Below are 16,955 nucleotides of genomic sequence, written 5' to 3'. Positions count from 1 at the left end.
CCGGCCTTCGCTGCGGCGTACTCGGGCGAACCATAGGGTCCGTCGCCTTCGCCACCACTCGACCCGATGTTCACGACCGCACCACCCGCACCGACCGCCCCGCCCGCTCCGACCGCACGACCCGCACCGCCGGCCGCAGCGAGCCGCGGCCACAGCCGCTGCGCGAGCAGCATCGGCGCGATCAGGTCGAGCGTCAGTGCGGCGAGCCAGGCGTCGGGTTCGGCGTCGGGGTACTGCCCCCCGATCGACCAGCTGCCGGCGTTGTTCACGAGCGCCGTGAGGTCGGGAATCCCGTCGAGTGCATCGGCCGCCGCGTGGATGCCGTCGATCGTCGACAGATCGGTGCCGATGACCGCCACGGGCGACCCGTGCCGCGCCTCGAGGTCGCTCGCCGTCACCGTCGCCGCCGCGGTGTCGCGGTCGACGAGCAGTACGCCGTGACCATGCGCCAGCAGCGTCTCGGCGATGACGGCGCCGAGACCAGCGGCGCCACCGGTGACCGCGACGGTTCCACGCATGCGGCCATCCTCCTCGGGGGCACCGACAGTGTGCAGCGAAGCGAACCGCGGCCGAGAGGAGCCGCGGGAGTGGCAAGCTGGGTCGGATGCCTCTCCACCCCGACGAGCTGCCGATCGACGTCGATCTTGCTGCCGCGCTCGTCGCCCATGAGCGACCGGATTGGGCCGGGCTGCCGGTGACCCTCGCCGGTGGCGGCACCGACAACGTGATGTTCCACCTCGGCGACGACCTGCTGATGCGGATGCCGCGCACGGCGGGAGGAGTCGGCTCGCTGCGCAAGGAGCGCACGTGGCTTCCCCGCCTGGCGCCCGCCCTGCCGGTTCGCATCCCGGAACCCGTGCACGCGGGCTCCCCGTCGCACGCGTATCCGCTGGAATGGTCGGTGTACCGGTGGATCGACGGTGCGCCACCGGCAACCGACACCGTCACCGACTGGGGACGGTTCGGCGGCGACCTCGCCGCGGTCGTGCGCGACCTGCACCGCATCGACCTCATGGGCGCGCGGCGGTCGGGCGACCTGAGCTGGTATCGCGGCGGCAGCTTGCGCGAGACCGAGCAGTGGGCTCCGCCGGTCTTCGACGAGGCGCGTCCGCTCGTGGGCGACCAGCTGGATCTCGACCGGCTCGAGGGATGGTGGCGCGGCGGTCTCGCCCTGCCCGACTCCAGCGCGCCGCACGTGTGGCTGCACGGCGACCTGCGCCCGGGCAACCTGCTCGCCGCCAACGGTCGCCTTCACGCGGTGATCGACTTCGGGGCCCTGTCGGTCGGTGCGCCCGATGCCGAGCACGCCGCGGTCTGGGACCTGCCGCGGGCCGCGCGCGACGCCTACTGGAACGCACTGCACCTCGACGAGGCGACCTGGCTCCGCGCCCGCGCGTGGGCGATCGTCGTCGCGATCAGCGGCATCCCGTACTACTGGCGCAGTTATCCCGAGTTCGTCGCGGAATGCCGGGCGCGGCTCGCGGCGATCCTCGCCGGCGGCTAGCGGCGACGGCGAGCGGACGGCGCACGGCTGTCGCGCGCGTGCGGGAGCCCGCTAGTGCTCCGCCTCGAAGAAGATCGCCCGCAGGTCGTCGGGCCAGTCGGTCGCGCGCCGTGTCGTCGCGTCGACGTGCGCCACGATCATCAGGCACGTGGCGACGGTCGTGCCCGCGGCATCCGCCATCGTGCACTCGATGATCGCGTCGGGCCCGTGGAACTCGCGCACGAACGAGGTGATCGTGAGCTCCTGCTCGGCGTTCACCGGTCGGCGGAAGCTGATCTCCATGCGCCGGATCCACGTCATGAACCCCAAAGTGCCGAGGGTGGAAAGGTCCCACCCCGCGTACTTCGCGAGTGCCTCCATGCGGTGATCGGTGAAGTACCTCGCGTAGTTGCCGGTGCTCAGGTGCTGGAACGGGTCGAGCTCCGAGAACGCGACGTGGTGCCTGGTCTCATACACGATCGGCTGCTTCGCCATGTCCCCAAGCTACGCCGATGGCGGCCGATGCACTCGGTTCGGCCGGTGCCGTCGGTTCCGGATGCCGCGTCAGCGCCCTCCGCCGGCGGCGAGCCGCATCAGGTCGGTGTCGAAGTCGACGTCCGCGACCGAGCGCTCGGCGGCGGTCGCGTTGCCGGCGAACCGGTGCTGGTAGCCCGACCAGTTGCTGTCGGCGATGGAGGCGCCGACGCCGCTGCGCAGGAACAGCATGAGCTCCGTGGCCGCGCGGGCGATGCGGTCGCCGAGCGTCGTCGATCCCCAGTCGTCGGGCGCGGCGAACAGGGACGTCGGCATCGGCATCGCGCGGAGGAACGCGAACAGCGGGCGCAGCTGCTCGTCGACGACCATCGCGTGCCTGGGCGTGCCCGCCGTGGCGGCGAGGATGACCGGCTTCGCGATGAGCAGGTCGTTGTCGAGCACGTCGGCGAACGACTTGAACAGCCCGCTGATGCCAGCCTTGTAGACCGGGGTGCTCGCGATGACCGCGTCGGCTCCGGCGAGGAGCTCGATCGCCGCCTGCAGGCGCACGCCGGGGAGTCCGGCCACGATGGCCTGTGCGATCTCGACGGCGAGCCCGCTCAGCTCGATCACGTTCACGGTCGCGGGCATCCCGGCCTCGCCGAGCAGGTCGATCGTCTTCTGCGTGGCCCGGTCGGCGAGCAGCCGCGTGGTGGACGGGTCGCTCACGCCCGCGCTGACGACGACGAGCCGCAGGGGCCGGCTCGCGGCATCCGACGCGAACTCGTCGGGCGTGTGGATGGGAGTGCTGGTCATGAGAGATTCCTTCGCATGGCGAGTTGCTGCACTTCGGCCGAGGGGCCGGAAGCGCCGGCGAGCAGGGCGAGGCTGAGGTCGCGCAGCATCACGATCTGGTCGTGATCGAGGGCGCGGCCGAGCGCCTCGGTGACGTGCCGGGCGACCCCGGCGCCGACGCGGCGCTGGGTGGCCAGTCCGTCGGGGGTGAGGCGGATGCGGCGTGCCCGGCCGTCGGCGGCATCGTCGACCCGCTCGACGAGGCCGCGGGCCTCGAGGCGCACGATGAGGCGTGACATGCCGGGCTGGGTGATGAGCACGTCGTCGCCGAGCTCCGTGATCCTGAGCCCGTCGGGCTGCGACGAGAGGGCGAAGAGCACCGCGTACTCGCGGGTGAGCAGGCCCTCCCAGATGTCGGCGTCGGTGAGCTCGCGGGCGATCGTGGCCTGGGCGCGGTAGTACGCCTCCCAGGCCTCGTTCGCGAGCCGGGCGTCGTGTGCCACGGTCACGCCGCCAGGGGGAAGCGCGCCGGGGCGTTCGGGTCGCTGTCCTGGTAGGGCGAGGCGCCCGACAGGTTGTCGCCGCGGTTCGGGTTCGGTCGCGGCTGGCGGGGCTCGGCGTCGCCGTACTTGGCGCTGACGAGACTCGCGTGCGTCGGGGCATCCGGAACCCCAGGTGCGCGTCGCGCCGCCATCTCCTTGCGCAGCACGGGCACCACCTCGGTGCCGAGCAGCTCGACCTGCTCGAGCGCGACCTCGACGGGGAGTGCCAGGCCGTCGAGCGACCAGAGCTGACGCTGGTAGTCGCCGAACCCCTCCTGGAACGTGAGGGTCTTGTCGATGACCTCCTGCGGACTGCCCACGCTGAGCGGCGTGCGGGCCATGAAGTCGTCGAGCGAGCTGCCCTTGAAGAGCGGGTACTCCTCGAAGTACGGCCGGAACGCGGCGACGGCGTCCTGCGAGCGCTTCGCGATGAACGCCTGCCCGCCGAGGCCGACGATCGCCTGGTCGCGGGTGCCGTGCCCGTAGTGCTCGAACCGGTCGCGGTAGAAGTCGACGAGCGGCTTGAAGTGGAAGTTCGGCGCGAGCACGTTGTTCGCGAAGTAGCCGTTGCCGTAGAAGGCGGCCTGCTCGGCGATCTCGGGAGTGCGGATCGAGCCGTGCCACACGAACGGCGGCACGTCGTCGAGCGGACGCGGCGTCGAGGTGAACCCCTGCAGCGGGGTGCGGAAGCTGCCCTCCCAGTCGACCACGTCCTCACGCCAGAGCCGGTGCAGCAGGTTGTAGTTCTCGAGCGCCAGCGCGACGCCCTGTCGGATGTCCTTGCCGAACCACGGATACACGGGCACGGTGTTGCCACGACCGACCATGAGGTCGAGGCGCCCCTTCGCCACGTGCTGGAGCATGGCGTAGTCCTCGGCGAGCTTCACCGGGTCGTTGGTGGTGATGAGGGTGACCGAGGTGCTCAGCACGATCTGCTTCGTCAGCGCGGCGATGTGTGCGAGGAGCGTGGGCGGCGACGACGGCACGAACGGGGGATTGTGGTGTTCGCCCAGGGCGAACACGTCGAGGCCCACCTCGTCGGCCCGCTGCGCGACGCGCACGAGGTTGCTGATGCGCTCCGCCTCGCTCTGGGTGGTGCCGGTGGTGGGGTCGGGGGCGATGTCGCCGACGCTGAAGATGCCGAACTGCATGGGGTCCGCCTTTCTGCGGTCGTTCGAGAAAGGTAAACAACATGACTGAGCATGTATTCCCGGATGCCGCGGAGCACACCCGTGGCACCGGTCCGGTCATCGCCGACCCTGCGTCAGGGCGAGCGGATGACGCGACGCGCGACGTTCTCGGACGCGTCGGCCGGCACCTCCTCGGTGATCCACGGGCCGGTGCCTTCGCTGCGATCGAGGATCCCGTCCTCGAGCCACTCGTACTGGCCGTCGAGCACCCGTTCGGAGAGGCGCTCGTCGGCGGCATCCGTGTTGTGCCAGAGCCCGTCGAGCAGTCGTTCCGTGCGAAGCCGGGACTGCTCGGCGAAGGTGTCGGCCAGCTGGTACGCCGCCTTCCCGTGCTCGGGATCGTCGGCGGCGATCATCATGGCGCGAACGCACGAGGCCGAGACGGCGAACAGCTCGGCGCCGATGTCGACGACCCGGCCCAGGAACCCCTGCTTGCGTTCGAGCGCGCCCTGCCAGCGCGTCATCCCGTAGAAGGTCGCGCGCGCGAGCTTGCGGCTGGTCCGCTCGACGTAACGGAGGTGCGCGGCGAGCGGCCCGAACTCGTCGAAGGAGGTCGGCAGGTCGCCCTTGCCGGCGACCAGTTGCGGCAGCCAGCGGGCGTAGAACCCGCTCGCCGAGGCGGCGGCCTTCAGCTTGCGGGAGAGCTCGAGGTGCGGGTCGATCAGGTCTCCGGCGGCGGTGAGGTGCGCGTCGACGGCCTCGCGTGCGATGAGCAGCCGCATGATCTCGGTCGAGCCCTCGAAGATCCGGTTGATCCGCATGTCGCGCAGCACCTGCTCGGCGCCGACGGCGCGCTCGCCGCGTGCGGCCAGGGACGCCGCGGTCTCGAACCCCCGGCCGCCGCGGATCTGCACGAGCTCGTCGGCGATGCGCCACCCCATCTCCGAGGCCCACATCTTGGCGAGCGCCGCCTCGATGCGGATGTCCTTGCGGTCCTCGTCGGCGAGCACGCCCGACAGGTCGACCACGGCCTCGAGGGCGAACGTGGTGGCGGCGATGAACGCGACCTTGTGCGCGACCGCGGCGTGCTCGCCGACGGGCCGGCCCCACTGCACCCGTTCGCGCGACCACTCGCGGGCGATCTTGAGGCTCCACTTGCCCGCGCCGGCGCAGATGGCCGGGATCGCCAGTCGCCCGGCGTTGAGGGTCGTCAACGCGATCTTGAGTCCTTGGCCCTCGCGGCCGATGAGGTTCTCGCGCGGCACACGCACGTCGTGCAGCGAGGTCAGCCCGTTCTCGATGCCGCGGAGGCCCATGAAGGCGTTGCGGCGGTGCACCGTGATGCCGGGCGCGCGCGCCTCGACGATGAACGCGCTGATGCCGCCGGGGTGCCCGTCGGACTTCGGCACGCGCGCCATGACGACGAGCAGCTCGGCGACCACCCCGTTGGTGGTCCACAGCTTCGTGCCGTTGAGCACGTACCCCGTGCCGTCGTCGGTCGGCACCGCGGTGGCCCGCAGTCGGGCGGGGTCGGAGCCCACCTCGGGCTCGGTGAGGAGGAAGGCGCTGATCGCCCCCGCGGCACAGCGCGGCAGGTACTCGCGCTTCTGCTCCTCGGTGCCGGCGAGCACGAGCGGCTCGGGCAGGCCGACCGACTGGTGCGCCGAGAGCAGCGCGCCGAGGCTGGCGTTCACCGACCCGATCATCACGAGCGCGCGGTTGTAGTACCACTGCCCGAGGCCCAGGCCGCCGTACTCGATCGGGATCTTCATGCCGAACGCCCCGATGTCGGCGAGCGCCTGGAAGGTCTCGTCGGGGATGCGCGCCTCCCGCTCGATGCGCGCGATGTCCACGTCGCGCAGCACCGACTCGAGCGCCGCGAGGAACGCCTCGCCGCGCTCGCGGCGGGCCGGATCGGGTCGGGGATGCGGATGGATCAGCGACAGGTCGAATTGCCCCAGGTACAACCCCTTGGCGAAGCTCGGCTTGCGCCAGTCCTGTTCGCGGGCGGCTTCGGCGACGGCGCGCGACTGCTGCTCGTCGACCTGGGGGGCGGCACCCTCGGGGCTCGCGGCCCCCTCGGCGGTGGCGGCACTGGAAGCGCTGGACTCACGAACGGTGCTCACGCGAACCTCCTCGTTCGTGCCCAAATCTACGCTCAGCGGTGCGCGAGCATCACCCCGACCTGCTCGCGGATGACGCCGACGACCTCCTCGTCGGTCAGGCCGCGGTAGAGGGTGGCGGTGATGCTGATGAACATGACGGCTGAGATCGCGCGGGCGAGCGCCGCGGCATCCGCTGCACTGATGCGCTCATCACGCTGCAGCACGTCGACGAACGCCGCCTCGACGCGGGCACTGAGGGCGAGCCCCTCCCGGTGGTGCGGCTCCTCGGGGTCGCCGAAGACGAGCTCGCGCAGGTAGGTGCGCCCGTTCTCGATCTGCACGCGGTTGCACTCGACGATCGGGCTCACGATGGCCATGAGGGCGTCGAGCCGGTCGGTGATTCCGGATGCCGCGGCCTCGCCTCGCTCGATCGCGTCGGCGAACTTGACGTTGTGCACGAGCAGCAGCAGCTCGGCCTTGGACTTCGCGTAGAGGAACAGCGTGCCGGCACCGACGTCGGCACGATCGGCGATCTGCTGCGTCGTGACCTCGTCGACCCCGTGCTCGCTGAACAGCTCGGTCGCGGCGGCCGTGATGCGCTCGAGCTTCTGCTGCTTGTTGCGCTCACGGCGGCCGATGGGCGCTGCGTCATGCTGCACGTGTCCGGTCCTTCCCGCTCACCACCACCTTCCCACGGATGCCTCCGCGCTCGAGTGCGGCCAGCGCCTCGGGCGTCTCGGCGAACGGGAAGACCCGGCCGACCTGCGGCGTGATGATGCCGGCATCGACGAGCTCGGTGATGCGCTGCAACTGGCCGCCGTCGGCGCGCATGAACAGGAACGAGTACTCGACGCCGCGGCGGCGCGCCCGACGCCGCACTCCGCTGCTCAGTGCGCGCATCGCGAGGCGCAGGGGCACGCCGGCGCCGAGCTGTCGTGCGAAGCCGGGGTCGGGCGGCCCGGCGATGCCGATGACGCGACCGCCCGGCCGCACGATGCGGATGGACTTCTCGAGGGTCTCGCCGCCGAGGCTGTCCAGCACGACGTCGACATCGTGCAACTCGTGCTCGAAGTCCTGGCTCCGGTAGTCGATGACGAGGTCGGCGCCGAGGCCGCGCACGTAGTCCGCGTTCGAGGCGCTCGCCGTCGTGGCCACGATCGCCCCGAGGTGCTTCGCGAGCTGGATGGCGATCGATCCGACGCCACCGGCACCGCCGTGGATCAGCACGGTCTGGCCCGGCCGCACGTCGGCGATCTCGACGAATGCCTGCCACGCGGTCAACGCCACCAGCGGCAGGGAGGCCGCCTCCTCGATGGTGATCGACTCGGGGACGGCCGCGAGGTCGGCCTGGTCGACGGCGAGCTCCTCGGCGAACGTGCCGATGCGATCCTTGTCGGGTCGCCCGTAGACCCGGTCACCCGGTGCGAACCGGTCGACCTTCGCGCCGACCCGAGCCACCGTGCCGGCGAGGTCGTTGCCGAGGATCTGCGGCAGCCGGTAGGGCAGGATCTGGCGGAACCGCCCGTCTCGGATGCCGGCGTCGAGCTGATTGACGCCAGCGGCCTGCACACGCACGAGCACGTCGTGGTCGCCGACGGCGGGGGTCGGCACCTCCGCTTCGTGCATCGGCTCCTTGTAGGCGTCGATGACGAAGGCCGTCATGGTCTGCGCGCTCATCGGGCGAGGAACTCGAGCGCCGTGGTGACGAACTGGCGGTGGTGCTGGAAGATGCCGGCGTGACCCGCATCGGGGTAGAGCACGAGTTCGGCGTCGGGCAGGCGCCGGCTCAGGTCGATCGAGTTCTCGGTCGGGATCATCGCGTCGTGCTCGCCGTTGGCGACGAGCACCGGCTGGGTGATCTTCGACAGGTCGGCGGCCGGCCGGGTTCCCCAGTCGTGCACCGCGGCGAGCTGGGCGCGGTAGGCGCGCGTGGTGATCTTCGCGTCGCGGTCGACGGTGCGCTCGGCGATGCGCGCCAGGAACTCTCGCGCGGCGCGCTTGCCATTGGCGGTGCGGGTGAAGAACAGCGTGGTCTTCGGGTCGCTGAACGTCAGGATGCCGCGCAGCACTGCTGCGTTCGAGACCCAGGTGATGCGGTCGATGCCGACGCCGCCGGCGGGGCCCGTGCCGGCGAGGATGAGCTTGCGAACGAGGGACGGGTCGGTGACGGCGATGACCTGCGCGATCATGCCGCCCATGGAGAGCCCGAGGAGGTCGACGCGGTCGAAGCCGAGTGCGCGGACGAACGCGACGGCGTCGCGCGCCATGTCCTCGATCGTCGACGCGGGGGCGCCGGTGGTCGCCCCGACCCCGCGGTTGTCGAATGCGATGACGCGGCGGCCGGCCGCGAGGCCGTCGACGACCCGCGGGTCCCAGTTGTCGAGGGTCGCGGCGAGGTGCGTGAGGAGGACCAGCGGGACGCCGGTGGCGGGGCCGAGCTCGCGGTAGGCGAAGTCGACGCCGGCCGCGCGGATGGTGCGAGTGGGCACGGTCGCGAACGAGAGCGCGGTGCCGGGGTGGGTCGTGTTGTGCATGGCGCCACGGTACTCCTAAAACTGAGCAAACTCAATAATGAATGAGATCAGAATGTGAGAGATCGCCCTGCGGCTCGGAAAAGCCACGTGTTCGCGTGCTAGGTTGGAAATACCAACTCAGGGCTGCCGCGATCCCGCGACGCCCCGCCAGCACCACCGAAAGGCCACATCATGACTTCATTGCAGGGAGCCGTCGTGCTCGTCACCGGAGCGAACGGTGGGCTCGGCACCGAGTTCGTGCACCAGGCGCTCGAGCGCGGCGCCGCGAAGGTCTACGCGACCGCCCGCACCCCGCGCGAGTGGAACGACGAACGCGTGGTGCCGCTGCAGCTCGACGTGACGGATGCCGCATCCATCGCCGCGGTCGCCGCACGCGCCGGCGACACCACCGTCGTCGTGAACAACGCGGGAGCGCTCGCCCCGTCGACGATGCTCGACGCCGACCTCGACGAGGTGCGCGCGCTCTTCGAGACCAACGTCTTCGGACCGCTCGCCGTCGCCCAGGCGTTCGCGCCGGTGCTCACCGCGAACGGCGGCGGCGTGCTCGTCGACATCCACTCGGCGCTCAGCTGGTATGCCGCAGGCAACGCCTACAGCGCCACGAAGGCGGCGCTCTGGTCGATCACGAATTCGTTGCGCCTCGAGCTCGCGCCGCGCGGCACCCAGGTCGTCGGCGTGCACCTCGGCTACACCGACACCCCGATGATCGCCGACCTCGACGTGCCGAAGGGCCGCGCCGACGACATCGTCCGCCGTGTGTACGAGGGCGTCGAGGCAGGGGAGCACGAGGTGCTCGCCGACGACACGGCCGTGTGGGCCAAGAGCACGCTGTCGCGCACGGTGCTCGAGCAGTACCCCCAGCTCGCCGCCGCGAGCTGAGCGGCGTGGGCGGCGCGGCCGGCAGCGGGCAGTCGCCGCTCGAGGCACGCTGACGGGCCGGACGGCATCGCCGTCCGGCCCGTGGTCACGCAGTCCGCGTCAGGTCAGTCCTCGGCGCCGGAGGAGACCACCTTCAGGTCGGAATCGAGCGCGACGTCGACCGTGCGTCCGTCCCCGGTGAGCACCGTGACGTCGTAGGGCGAGGTCGTGTCGTCGTCGACCTCGAGGTCGACGACCTTGCCATCGACCTCGCCGAGGGCGGCGGTCACGAGTGCGTCGATCGTCTGGGCGTCGAGAGCTCCCTGGGGCGCGGTGTCGCCCGCATCGGCCGCCTCGGTGGAGATCACCTTGGTCGTGCCGTCGGATGCCACGCGCACCTCGGTCTCGGCGCCCGAGTCCGCACGGAACTCGACGTCCCAGCTGCCGTCGGGGCCCGCGTCGATGCTCACGGCGGTGCCCTCGGCCTCGGATGCCGCGGCCTCGACGATCTCGTTCAGCTCATCGGGCGAGGTGGCACCGTGGTCGGCGGCGCTCGCCGCGTCATCCGCAGCGTCGTCGGCGGTGTCATCCGCGGAATCGTCGCGGTCGTCGTCGGCCTGTTGCTCGGAGCTCGCGCTCACCGCCGCGTCGTCGCCATCGTCGTCGGCCTCGTCGGCGATCGCCGCACCGACGGCGATGCCGCCTCCGGCGAAGAGCACTGCGGCGAGCACGGAGCCGCCGGCGACGAGCAGCTTCCGCCGGCCCGAGGTCCGAGGCGTGCGTGCAGCGGGCGTCGCGGCGGTGGCGTCTTCGGCCGGCGCGGTCGTGGCCGGCGCAGCACTGGCCGGCGCAGCCGAGACGGTTTCGGTGGTCGCGAGGTCGGGCGTCGCGGCATCCGGCTTCTTCGGGTCGGGCTGGTTCGGGGTGTTCGTCGTTTCGCTCATGCCTCGATGGTGCCGAGCGGGCACTGAAGCGACCCTGAAGCTTCCTGAAGCGCCGTTCAGGAAGGGCCGTTCAGGATGCCGCGGGCAGGCGCACGGTGAACCGCGCACCGCCGAGCGGCGAGTCGTCGATCGTGACGACGCCGTCGGCGGCGCGGGTCACGGCCTGCACGATCGCCAGCCCGAGTCCGCTGCCGCCGGCGTCGCGATCGCGTGCGTCGTCGAGGCGCACGAACCGGTCGAACACCCGCTCGCGGTCGGCCTCCGGGATGCCGTCACCGTCGTCGTCCACGACGAGCACCGCTCGTCCGTCGTGCTGCGCGAGGCCGAGGGCGACGCGGCCGTGGGCGTGGCGCGCGGCGTTGTCGGCGAGGTTCCGCACGAGCTGGGCGAGCAGTCGTGCGTTGCCGTGCACGCGGGCGGCGCCCACGCCGGACTCGTCCACCGCGATACCGGCCGCCCGCAGTCGCGAGGCCTCGGCGAAGACCAGATCGTCGAGGTCGACGGGCTCATCGGGATTCGGCGCGCCCTCGTCGAGCCGCGCCAGGAGCAGGAGTGCGTCGACGAGGCCCTGCAGGCGGAGTCCCTCGTCGTGGGCGACCTCCGCGAGCTCGTGAAGCGAGGTGACCTCGGGGTGGGCCTGCGCGAGCTCGGCGTGCTGGCGGATCGTCGCGAGCGGCGACCTCAACTCGTGGGAGGCGTCGGAGACGAACCGCCGCTGGGCGCTCGCCGCGGCATCCAGTCGCCCCAGCATCGCGTTCATGGTCTCGGCGAGGGCGGCGATCTCGTCGCCCGATGCCGGCACGGGCACGCGCCGGTCGAGGCGGTCGGCCGTGATGTCGTCGACCTCGGCGGTGATGCGTGCGACCGGGCGCAGCGCGCGGCCGACGACCACCCAGGTGAGCCCCGCAACGAGCAGCACCACGAGCGGCACCGCCACGGCGAGCAGTCCGGCCACGGTCGCGAGCGTCTCGAGATCGTCGTCGACCGGCACGCCGACCAGCAAGGTCTTGCCGCCGTCGAGCTCCTCGGCGACCACGAGCACGGGATCTCCGTCGACGGTGAACACCTGCGGCTCGTCGGCGTGGGGGAGCGGGGCATCCGGTGCGTCGTCGGATGCCGCGAGCACCGCGCCGCTCGGAGAGAGGAGCTGCACGGGCTCGTCCTCGATCCCGTCGATCGCGTCCGTGTCCTGCGCCTCCACCTGGGTGGCGAGCGCCTCGGCGCGCGCCTCGCCGGCGCGGGTGGCGGCGCCCAGCACGGTGCCGCGCAGGATCTCGAAGAACGCGACGGCGCCGACGATCATGACGACCGCGATGACGAGCGCGGCTCCGGCGGTCGCACGAGCCCGCACCGAGCGCCAGCGCGAGCCCCGACGTGATCGCCGGCCTCGTCGCTCAGCCACCGTCGGCCGCCAACCGGTAGCCCGAGCCGCGCACGGTCTCGATCGCCTCGCGCCCGAAGGGGCGGTCGAGCTTGCGGCGCAGGTGCCCGACGTACACCTCGACGATGTTCGGGTCGCCCTCGAAGTCGTCGTTCCAGATGCCGGCGATGAGATCGCGCTTCGACAACACCTGCCCGCGGTGGCGCATGAGGTGCTGGAGCACGGCGAACTCGCGAGCCGTCAGCGCGATCTGCTCGTCGCCCCGCCAGACCCGCTTGCTGCTGGGGTCGAGCCGCAGGTCGCCGGCCTCGAGCACGACGGGCCGCTCGACGCCGCCGCGTCGGATCAGCGCCCGCAGCCGGGCGACGAGCACGGCGAACGAGAACGGCTTCGTGACGTAGTCGTCGGCGCCCGTCTCGAGCGCCTCGACCTGGTCCCACTCGCCGTCCTTCGCGGTGAGCATGAGCACCGGGGTCCAGTTCTCCTCGGCGCGCAACGCCTCGCAGACCTTCCATCCGCTCATGCCAGGCATCATCAGGTCGAGCACGATGGCGTCGTACCGCGTCTCCCGCGCCCGCCATAGCCCGTCCACCCCGTTGTGCGCCACGTCGACGGCGAATCCCTCGGCCTCGAGTCCGCGCCGCACGCCGTCGGCGAGCCGCGCCTCGTCGTCGACCACCAGGATTCGCATCCCGCCTATTCTTCCGACGGATGCTGAAGCAGGGCTGAAGCCGCGTCCGCTCGGCGAGGCATCCGTCGCTTCAGTCGTCGTCGTCGCCGCCCTGGCGTGGCAGGTTCCGCTCGACCGCGCGGAGCGTGTGCGTGTAGCCGACGATCTCGTGCCCGACCACCTCGACGACGCAGGAGAGCGACACGAGCGCGATCACCGTGACCAGCGCGGCGACGTCGGCGTCGTCCGCCAGGTCGATGGGGGCGCCCGGCTCGGATGCCACGACCGCGACGACGACCGCGGCCACGAGGGGAACCAGCGTGCAGAGGAACAGTGGGATGTGCGTGAGGTCGTAGGAGCGGAGCAGCACGCTCCAGATCAGGAACACGAGCACCACGACGCATCCGACCGGCACCGCCAGTGCGAGCGTGATCTGCAGGAGCGTGAGTTCCTCGTGCTCGACGCCGTCTGCGGCGACGCGGAGGCCGGCGCCGACCGCGGCGATGGCGCCGAAGAGCGGCAGGTGGGCGTAGCGCCACGCGAAGGTGCGCTCGGGCCACCGCGTCAGGATCGTGCGCGTGGGGATGAGGTAGTACGCCCACCAGAGGCCTGCGGCGATGACCAGCCCCGACGCGGCGATGACGACGGCGCCGACCGACCACCCCTGTTCGCTCACGAGCACGCCGACGGCCGCGACCGTGGCGGCGACGACCTCGCCCACGGTGATGAGCGTGAGCAGGCCGAACCGCTCGGCGATGTGCCCGGCGTTCCACGGGGCGCGCCCGTATCGGCGCTCGATGACGACGGGCGCGATCATCTCGGCCGCGGCGACGGCGACCAGGAAGGTGACGGTGGCACCGAAGGAGAGCCCGGGCAGCGTCGTGAGGGCCCAGCCGACCTGGGCGATCGCGATGACCACGGCGTACGCGATGGAGGTGCGCCGATGGGCCGGATCCTCCCGTGCGGCTCGGAGCCAAAGCACGATGAGCGGCACGCGCATGATGATGTAGCCCACGACGAGCATCCCGTTGTTGGGGCTCTCGCCGTGCGCGGCATTCTCGAAGCTCACCGGCAGGCCGAACGTGAGGACGACCACGCCGACCATCTGCACGACCGTCGCGACGCGGAACAGCGCGTCGTCGTTGCCGTACGCCGAGGCGAACCAGGTGAAGTTCAGCCACGCCCACGTGATGGCGAAGATCGCGAAGGCGTACGCCCCGAGCCCGGGGCCGACCTCGCCGTCGATGATGGCGTGCGCCAGCTCGTCGGCGGCCGCCGCGAACGCGATGACGTAGACGAGGTCGTAGAGCAGCTCCAGCGGCGTGACCACGCGGTCGCGTTCACTCGGGTCCCGGCCGGTCATCGGTCGCAGCCGGTGCCGGAGGTCGTCGCGCAACTGCACCGCCAACGCTGTCGTCGTCGTCATGGGGACCATCATCGTCGGCAGGTCGCGGGCTGTCAGCAGGTGTGGCAGCGGCCGGTGCGACTCGGTTCCGCCGCGCGGGCCGTGAGCGCCCGCGAAGCGCGCAGAATGGGGAGATGGTCGAGATCTCGGACGACGACTTCGAGCGCATGGTCGCCGAGGAGCTCGACGCGCTTCCCGACGAGTGGATCCGCGGCATCGAGAACGTCGCGGTCGTCGTCGAGAACCAGCCGCTCCGCGAGCGGCCGCGGCTGTTCGGCCAGTACCGCGGGCATCCGCTCACCACGCGCGGGGTCTACGGCTTCGGCGAGCTGCCCGACCGCATCACGCTCTACAAGAACAACCTGCAGGAGCACAGCGTCGACCTCGAGTCGCTGCGACGGCGGGTCCGCATCACGCTCGTGCACGAGATCGGCCACTACTTCGGGCTCGACGACGCGCGGCTGCACGAGCTCGGTTGGGCGTAGCTCTCGGTTGGGCGCAGGTACGGCAACGGGCACGGATGCCGCGTGCGTGCGGCATCCGTGCCCGTGAAGACCGCGCCGCTAATACCTCGAGATGACCTCGATGCCGGCCACGCCCACGGGGCGGTCGACGTAGCATCCGGCGTCGTAGGCGGCCTGCCAGGCCGACTTCTGCAGCGACGACGCGTTGTACACGGCGAACGAACGGGTGCCCGCGTACCGGCACAGCTGGTTCCACGAGTTGCGGCCGACGATGCCGTCGGAGACCAGGCCCGTGTAGCTCTGGAAGCGGCGCACGTTGGTGTTGGTATTGGCGCCGAAGCTGTTGTCGACGACGAGCTGGTAGCCGCCGTAGCTGCTGCCGCGCACGGAGGCGATGCCGTTGAGCATGCGCTGGATGTAGCCGACGCACGTCGAGTAGCCGCCCGACGAGTACTGGTAGGCCGTGCAGCCCTGGCCGGTCGCCCCGGTGTTGGCGCTCGCAGCGGTGGCGGGGGCGATGGCGCAGATTCCGGCGATCGCGAGCGCGACGGCTCCGCCGGCGATGGTCTTCCTGAACGTCTTCATGGCAGTTCTCCGAATCCGTGGTGCTGGTCGTGGTCGTGGGGTACCGCAGTACGCCCCGGGTGATCGCCGCAGTTGCGCGCGCCGCGAGCCTATCCACGCGCCGGATGCCGCCGGAATGGGGAGGACTGCCCTGCCGCCGGTCGCGTCACCCCCAGGGCGCGGCGCACGCATCGGCCGCCGGCGATCCCTTGAGCACCGGACCGAGCAGCGGCGCCAGCGCCTTCGGGACCTCCAGCACCGCGGTGCCCGTTCCGCCGTCGCCGTTGCCGAGCATCGCGAAGACCGCGCCCGTCTCGGGGTAGTACGCCAGGTTCGTGCCGTACCCGGGCTCGGCGCCGGCGTGGGAGACGCTCGTGATGCAGCCGGTGTCGACGTCGAACTCGACGCCCGCACCGAGGCCGTACCCGCCTCCGGCCTGACCCGGCACCGCCGCGACATCCGCATATCGTGCCGCTTGCAGCTCGGGCGTCACGCCGGCGCCCTCGCCGAGGGCCTGGCCCCAGGCGTGGAGGTCGTCGAGGGTCGAGACCATGGCGCCGCCCGCCCAGCTCTCGCCGTTCGACCAGTCGACGGTGTCGACGGGCTCGCCGAGTTCGGGGCAGAAGAGCGAGTAGCCGTGGGTGAGGGGCGCGGTGACCTGCCCGTCGGGGGCGAACCGGCTGCGGTCCATGCCGAACGGCTCGGTGATGCGGTCCTGGATGAGGGTCGCGAGGTCGGTGCCGGTGACCTGCTCGAGGATGCCGCCGAGCAGGAAGTAGTTCGTGTTGGCGTACTCGAATCCCTCGCCCGGCGCGAAGTCGGCGCGGGGGGTCGCCGCGCCGAGCGCGATGAGTTCGTCGGGCGTGGGGATGGCCTGCGGGTCGCTGCAGATGCGGTCGACCTGCGGCCTGCCCGATTCGCCGATGCCGCTCGAGTGGTTCAGCAGCATCCGCACCGTGATGTTCGACGCCTCGGGGAACTCGGGATACCACCGGTCGAGCGTGTCGTCGAGGCCCACGTCGAGTTCGGGCTCGCCGATCACCTGCAACATGACCGTGCCGACGATGGTCTTGGTGATGCTGCCGATCTTCTGCTGGTTGCCGCGGCCCATCGGCTCCCCGGTGTCGACGTCGGCGACACCCCTCGCGGACACCCACTCGTCCTCGCCGGGAATCCAGATCCCGACGATGACCCCCGGTACTCCGGATGCCGCGAAGCCCTCGTCGAGCGCCGTCTCGAGTTGCGCGCGCAGGGCCGGGTCGAGCGCGGTGGCGGATGCCCCGGGCTCGGCCGATTCGCTGACGCTCGCCGGCGTGGCGACGCATCCGCTCAGCATGGCGACGGTGATCGTCGCGACTGCGGCGATCGGCGAGATGGCCCACTTCGTTTGCCGCATGACCTGGCCCCCCTTGGCGTCGCGCACGACGCAGTTCGGATCGCGCTCGGCGCGGACACGGGATCGTGTCCGTGCCGTCGCCCCTCGCTGAGGCTAGGGATCCGGATCGCGGGGCGGGAGCAGGTGCCCCCACCCGCGACCCTACGCCGCCGGCGCGCGCCGATGCCGAACGGGCGCCGCCCCACTTCAGGGGGCGGAAGCCGCTCAGCC

The 16,955-nt window shown here is 71.4% G+C and carries 18 protein-coding genes; 3 read left to right on the top strand and 15 right to left on the bottom strand.

The window, feature by feature from the left end; translation table 11 throughout:
* Positions 1-518: SDR family NAD(P)-dependent oxidoreductase (locus tag GH736_RS06510; protein ID WP_159601372.1), on the bottom strand; the 518-nt coding region annotated here is incomplete at its 3' end.
* Positions 519-604: 86 nt separating this feature from the next.
* Between GH736_RS06510 and GH736_RS06505 the strand changes: the two genes are divergently transcribed.
* Positions 605-1,504 (top strand): aminoglycoside phosphotransferase family protein, encoded by a 900-nt coding sequence (locus GH736_RS06505; protein ID WP_159601370.1) that lies wholly within the window; start codon positions 605-607, stop codon positions 1,502-1,504.
* Between the two features lie 51 nt (positions 1,505-1,555).
* On the opposite strand, the gene GH736_RS06500 is transcribed toward GH736_RS06505, so the two are convergent.
* The 8 genes from GH736_RS06500 to GH736_RS06465 form a co-directional block, all read right to left on the bottom strand.
* Positions 1,556-1,978, bottom strand: a complete 423-nt coding sequence (locus tag GH736_RS06500) for an acyl-CoA thioesterase (protein WP_159601368.1) — start codon at positions 1,976-1,978, stop codon at positions 1,556-1,558.
* Positions 1,979-2,047: 69 nt separating this feature from the next.
* Positions 2,048-2,773, bottom strand: coding sequence for a CE1759 family FMN reductase (locus tag GH736_RS06495; protein WP_159601366.1), 726 nt, complete (start codon positions 2,771-2,773; stop codon positions 2,048-2,050).
* Positions 2,770-3,261 carry a MarR family winged helix-turn-helix transcriptional regulator gene (locus GH736_RS06490; RefSeq protein WP_159601364.1) on the bottom strand — a complete coding sequence of 164 codons (492 nt, stop codon included), beginning with the start codon at positions 3,259-3,261 and terminating at the stop codon, positions 2,770-2,772. The genes GH736_RS06495 and GH736_RS06490 overlap by 4 nt, the downstream gene beginning before the upstream one ends.
* Positions 3,258-4,445 carry a CE1758 family FMN-dependent luciferase-like monooxygenase gene (locus GH736_RS06485; RefSeq protein WP_159601362.1) on the bottom strand — a complete coding sequence of 396 codons (1,188 nt, stop codon included), beginning with the start codon at positions 4,443-4,445 and terminating at the stop codon, positions 3,258-3,260. The genes GH736_RS06490 and GH736_RS06485 overlap by 4 nt, the downstream gene beginning before the upstream one ends.
* A gap of 113 nt (positions 4,446-4,558) precedes the next feature.
* Positions 4,559-6,550: an acyl-CoA dehydrogenase family protein gene (locus GH736_RS06480; RefSeq protein WP_159601360.1), complete on the bottom strand. Its 1,992-nt coding sequence runs from the start codon at positions 6,548-6,550 to the stop codon at positions 4,559-4,561.
* A 32-nt stretch (positions 6,551-6,582) separates the two neighbouring features.
* Positions 6,583-7,188 (bottom strand): TetR/AcrR family transcriptional regulator, encoded by a 606-nt coding sequence (locus GH736_RS06475; RefSeq protein WP_159601358.1) that lies wholly within the window; start codon positions 7,186-7,188, stop codon positions 6,583-6,585.
* Positions 7,178-8,191 (bottom strand): NADP-dependent oxidoreductase, encoded by a 1,014-nt coding sequence (locus GH736_RS06470; RefSeq protein ID WP_159601376.1) that lies wholly within the window; start codon positions 8,189-8,191, stop codon positions 7,178-7,180. The genes GH736_RS06475 and GH736_RS06470 overlap by 11 nt, the downstream gene beginning before the upstream one ends.
* An 11-nt stretch (positions 8,192-8,202) precedes the next feature.
* Positions 8,203-9,063, bottom strand: coding sequence for an alpha/beta fold hydrolase (locus GH736_RS06465; RefSeq protein ID WP_159601356.1), 861 nt, complete (start codon positions 9,061-9,063; stop codon positions 8,203-8,205).
* Positions 9,064-9,234: 171 nt separating this feature from the next.
* On the opposite strand from GH736_RS06465, the gene GH736_RS06460 reads away from it, so the two are divergent.
* Entirely contained in the window at positions 9,235-9,942 is a 708-nt protein-coding gene (locus GH736_RS06460) for an SDR family oxidoreductase (RefSeq protein WP_159601354.1), read from the top strand.
* A 104-nt stretch (positions 9,943-10,046) separates the two neighbouring features.
* On the opposite strand, the gene GH736_RS06455 is transcribed toward GH736_RS06460, so the two are convergent.
* The 4 genes from GH736_RS06455 to GH736_RS06440 all read right to left on the bottom strand — a co-directional run bounded on the left by GH736_RS06455 (position 10,047) and on the right by GH736_RS06440 (position 14,342).
* Positions 10,047-10,865, bottom strand: coding sequence for a PepSY domain-containing protein (locus GH736_RS06455; protein WP_159601352.1), 819 nt, complete (start codon positions 10,863-10,865; stop codon positions 10,047-10,049).
* A 70-nt stretch (positions 10,866-10,935) separates the two neighbouring features.
* Positions 10,936-12,267 carry a sensor histidine kinase gene (locus GH736_RS06450; RefSeq protein WP_235933864.1) on the bottom strand — a complete coding sequence of 444 codons (1,332 nt, stop codon included), beginning with the start codon at positions 12,265-12,267 and terminating at the stop codon, positions 10,936-10,938.
* Positions 12,260-12,937 (bottom strand): response regulator transcription factor, encoded by a 678-nt coding sequence (locus tag GH736_RS06445; RefSeq protein ID WP_159601350.1) that lies wholly within the window; start codon positions 12,935-12,937, stop codon positions 12,260-12,262. The genes GH736_RS06450 and GH736_RS06445 overlap by 8 nt, the downstream gene beginning before the upstream one ends.
* A 70-nt stretch (positions 12,938-13,007) precedes the next feature.
* The gene (locus GH736_RS06440) at positions 13,008-14,342 is read right to left on the bottom strand and encodes a low temperature requirement protein A (RefSeq protein WP_159601348.1); all 1,335 of its coding nucleotides are present in this window, start codon (positions 14,340-14,342) and stop codon (positions 13,008-13,010) included.
* A gap of 113 nt (positions 14,343-14,455) precedes the next feature.
* Here GH736_RS06440 and GH736_RS06435 point away from each other — a divergent pair, with 113 nt between their 5' ends.
* The gene (locus tag GH736_RS06435; protein WP_159601346.1) at positions 14,456-14,806 is read left to right on the top strand and encodes a metallopeptidase family protein; all 351 of its coding nucleotides are present in this window, start codon (positions 14,456-14,458) and stop codon (positions 14,804-14,806) included.
* Positions 14,807-14,884: 78 nt separating this feature from the next.
* On the opposite strand, the gene GH736_RS06430 is transcribed toward GH736_RS06435, so the two are convergent.
* Both GH736_RS06430 and GH736_RS06425 read right to left on the bottom strand, forming a co-directional pair.
* Positions 14,885-15,370 carry a peptidoglycan-binding domain-containing protein gene (locus GH736_RS06430; RefSeq protein WP_203230664.1) on the bottom strand — a complete coding sequence of 162 codons (486 nt, stop codon included), beginning with the start codon at positions 15,368-15,370 and terminating at the stop codon, positions 14,885-14,887.
* A 145-nt stretch (positions 15,371-15,515) separates the two neighbouring features.
* On the bottom strand, positions 15,516-16,745 hold the full coding sequence (locus GH736_RS06425) for a serine hydrolase domain-containing protein (RefSeq protein ID WP_159601342.1): 1,230 nt from the start codon (positions 16,743-16,745) through the stop codon (positions 15,516-15,518).
* Between the last annotated feature and the right edge of the window lie 210 nt (positions 16,746-16,955).

The sequence above is a fragment of the Agromyces humi genome, from assembly GCF_009720255.1.
Taxonomy (GTDB): domain Bacteria; phylum Actinomycetota; class Actinomycetes; order Actinomycetales; family Microbacteriaceae; genus Agromyces; species Agromyces humi.
Note: the sequence above shows the minus strand (reverse complement) of the source record. Positions and strands in the feature narration are given on the sequence as shown.

Excerpts from the sequence above, each read along its gene's own strand:
- GH736_RS06425 (WP_159601342.1), bottom strand. The coding sequence starts at position 16,745 with ATGCGGCAAACGAAGTGGGCCATCTCGCCGATCGCCGCAGTCGCGACG.
- GH736_RS06445 (WP_159601350.1), bottom strand. The coding sequence starts at position 12,937 with ATGCGAATCCTGGTGGTCGACGACGAGGCGCGGCTCGCCGACGGCGTG.
- GH736_RS06485 (WP_159601362.1), bottom strand. The coding sequence starts at position 4,445 with ATGCAGTTCGGCATCTTCAGCGTCGGCGACATCGCCCCCGACCCCACC.
- GH736_RS06430 (WP_203230664.1), bottom strand. The coding sequence starts at position 15,370 with ATGAAGACGTTCAGGAAGACCATCGCCGGCGGAGCCGTCGCGCTCGCG.
- GH736_RS06500 (WP_159601368.1), bottom strand. The coding sequence starts at position 1,978 with ATGGCGAAGCAGCCGATCGTGTATGAGACCAGGCACCACGTCGCGTTC.
- GH736_RS06455 (WP_159601352.1), bottom strand. The coding sequence starts at position 10,865 with ATGAGCGAAACGACGAACACCCCGAACCAGCCCGACCCGAAGAAGCCG.
- GH736_RS06435 (WP_159601346.1), top strand. The coding sequence starts at position 14,456 with ATGGTCGAGATCTCGGACGACGACTTCGAGCGCATGGTCGCCGAGGAG.
- GH736_RS06495 (WP_159601366.1), bottom strand. The coding sequence starts at position 2,773 with ATGACCAGCACTCCCATCCACACGCCCGACGAGTTCGCGTCGGATGCC.
- GH736_RS06470 (WP_159601376.1), bottom strand. The coding sequence starts at position 8,191 with ATGACGGCCTTCGTCATCGACGCCTACAAGGAGCCGATGCACGAAGCG.
- GH736_RS06505 (WP_159601370.1), top strand. The coding sequence starts at position 605 with ATGCCTCTCCACCCCGACGAGCTGCCGATCGACGTCGATCTTGCTGCC.
- GH736_RS06440 (WP_159601348.1), bottom strand. The coding sequence starts at position 14,342 with ATGACGACGACGACAGCGTTGGCGGTGCAGTTGCGCGACGACCTCCGG.
- GH736_RS06460 (WP_159601354.1), top strand. The coding sequence starts at position 9,235 with ATGACTTCATTGCAGGGAGCCGTCGTGCTCGTCACCGGAGCGAACGGT.
- GH736_RS06465 (WP_159601356.1), bottom strand. The coding sequence starts at position 9,063 with ATGCACAACACGACCCACCCCGGCACCGCGCTCTCGTTCGCGACCGTG.